We start from the raw sequence: 2,693 nt of genomic DNA, 5'->3' as shown, positions 1-2,693 counted from the left end.
GTCTACGGAGTTCTCCCGTACAACTTCTACAGCTCCAACTACGAGAATTTCCTCGCTGATGCATACTACATCGGCAAGACCGTATACCCGGAGAAGTTTGCAGACATTGATCCACAAGTAAAAGCAGATGAGATCATGACCAAATTCCTCGGTTCGTCTCCGCTCAAAGAGATCAATTCCCAGTACAAGAACCTGGGATTAACCAAACTGACTATCTGAATCCGGAATGAAATACTCCTTGATTCACCTCATTTTTTGGAGAGGAGTACATGCACTTAGCTGATGGAAAAACTCCTGCTGATTATCTTGCGTACATCAGGGTGAAGATTCTCTGCATATGTGCCGGAATTATCCTGGTATTCCTTCTTCTGATCCTCTCGATATCGGTGGGAGCAGTATCCATTCCTCCCGGTGAAGTGTTACTCACCCTTTTAGGACAGAATCTCAACTCCAAATGGGATGCAATCATCTGGAACATCCGCCTCCCTCAGGCCCTGACCGCTATTGTAGCAGGAGTGGGACTCTCGGTTGCCGGGGTTGCGATGCAGTCGATCCTGAGAAATCCCCTGGGTTCACCCTTTACCCTGGGTATCTCAAATGCCGGAGCATTTGGTGCTGCTGTTTCGGTAATCATCCTTGGAACCGGGGAGATGCATTCAACCGTAGCCGGAGCGGTCACCATCAACAACCCGTATACCACGACAATCATGGCATTTATCTTCTGCATGATTGCTACCGGGATAATCCTGATGATCTCCCGGATCAGGGGGGCATCTCCTGAGGTGATGGTGCTCACCGGAGTGGCACTCTCCTCGCTGTTTACTGCAGGCACCATGTTTTTGCAGTACTTTGCTTCAGATACCCAGCTCGCAGCCGTAGTATTCTGGACGTTCGGTGATGTGAGCCGTGCAAACTGGCCTGAACTTGGCCTTATGGCCGGCCTCGTCTCACTCTCCACGATCTACTTCCTTTCCAACCGATGGAACTACAATGCAATCGATGCAGGTAACGAGACCGCGAAAGGGCTCGGTGTCAATGTCGAGCGGGTCCGTATCTTTGGAATGACGATTGCAGCCCTCATCACCGCGGTGATTGTCGCATTTCTCGGTGTCATCGGGTTCGTTGGTCTTGTCTGCCCACACATGGTCCGCAGGATCATCGGAGACGATCAGCGGTTTCTGATACCGGGTTCGTGTGTTATGGGAGGGATCCTGCTTTTGGCATCAGATACCGTGGCACGGCTTATCGTTGCACCGTATGTACTTCCGGTAGCGGTCCTCACTGCATTCATGGGAGCACCGGCGTTCATTTACCTCATCATCAGGGGATACAAACGATGATTCTCAATGTGGAAGAACTGAAGTTTCTGTACAGAAACCGGGAAGTACTGGAGAATGTCGCACTGGAAGTAAATCATGGTGAGATCGTAGCGATACTTGGGCCGAACGGGGTCGGAAAGACAACACTTCTCAAGTGTCTCAACCGGATCCTCAAGCCCAGAAGCGGACAGGTATACCTTGATGGTGCAGAAGTAGGTAGTCTTGACACGCTTGAGATAGCACGGCGGGCAGGATATGTTCCCCAGCGGGTAGAAACCGGGAGGCTGACTGCTTTTGATGCGGTCCTCCTCGGGCGTCGCCCGCACATCAAATGGGATGTCACTCCACAGGATTTAAGCATCGTGGATGCAGCCTTCACCCGCCTGTCTATGGAACACCTCCGGCTCTCATACATTGACGAGATGAGTGGCGGAGAACTCCAGAAGATTGCAATCGCCCGGGCCCTGGTCCAGGAGCCACGAATTCTCCTTCTTGACGAGCCGACCAGCAGTCTGGATCTCAAGAACCAGGTGGATATCCTGTCTATTATCCACGGAATCGTGAGGGAACACGGGATTGCTGCGGTGATGACGATGCACGATCTGAACCAGGCATTCCGGTACGCGGACCGGTTTATCTTTCTGAAGAATGGCAGGATTCATTTTCAGGGGGACAGGAGTTCGGTAACCCCGAAGATGATCGAGGAGGTGTATGGCCTTCCGGTCGTCATGGGTACTATAGAAGGTATCACGTGTATCATGCCCGGTTCCCCCGGTGCCGGGATGGTACACCAGGAGAACTAAGATTATTATGTGTTCAAACGATTCAACAAAACCAGAACAGCACCCTGAATACGCATCATTTGATGATGCGGTAGCGTTTCACGGGCATGTATGTCCGGGCCTGTCAAGCGGATACCAGGTTGCCATTGCAGCCATGAAGGCTCTCGGCGTTGCTAGGCCAAAAGATGAGGAACTCGTTGCCATCGCCGAGACTGATGCCTGCGGGGTGGATGCCATCCAGGTGGTTACCGGTTGCACTGCAGGAAAAGGAAACCTAATCGTCCATGATTATGGAAAGCATGTATTCACCTTTTACTGCCGGGAGAGTAACAAAGCGGTCAGGGCTATGACCTGCCTTGAAGAGTTCATGCCGCAAAAACCAGAAATGGATACACTCAGGCCAAAGGTCTTCTCAGGCACGGCTACTGCAGAAGAGCGGACAAAGTTCTATGCCATGATGAACCAGGTCTCAACGGCCATCCTTGAGGCACCATCAGAGAAGGTAGTGAAACTGGAGTTCGTTGAGATGAAACCTCCACAAAAGGCACGGATATTCACCTCGATCCCGTGCGGATGTTGTGGAGAGATGGTG

General features: G+C 51.7%; 3 protein-coding genes and 1 pseudogene. All 4 read left to right on the top strand.

All coding sequences use genetic code 11. The features are described from left to right. Positions 1 to 219: pseudogene (locus LUQ50_RS09040) on the top strand (iron ABC transporter substrate-binding protein); the annotation flags it as partial. Positions 220 to 269: 50 nt separating this feature from the next. Next, entirely contained in the window at positions 270 to 1,340 is a 1,071-nt protein-coding gene (locus LUQ50_RS09035; protein ID WP_300039379.1) for an iron ABC transporter permease, read from the top strand. Next, positions 1,337 to 2,122 carry an ABC transporter ATP-binding protein gene (locus LUQ50_RS09030; RefSeq protein WP_300039378.1) on the top strand — a complete coding sequence of 262 codons (786 nt, stop codon included), beginning with the start codon at positions 1,337 to 1,339 and terminating at the stop codon, positions 2,120 to 2,122. Before LUQ50_RS09035 ends, LUQ50_RS09030 begins: the two co-directional genes overlap by 4 nt. Positions 2,123 to 2,129: 7 nt before the next feature. Beyond that, the coding region (locus LUQ50_RS09025) for an FmdE family protein (protein WP_300039377.1) at positions 2,130 to 2,693 on the top strand (564 nt) is incomplete at its 3' end.

Origin of the sequence: Methanospirillum sp. (genome assembly GCF_028679455.1) — an archaeon.
GTDB lineage: Archaea > Halobacteriota > Methanomicrobia > Methanomicrobiales > Methanospirillaceae > Methanospirillum.
Note: the sequence above shows the minus strand (reverse complement) of the source record. Positions and strands in the feature narration are given on the sequence as shown.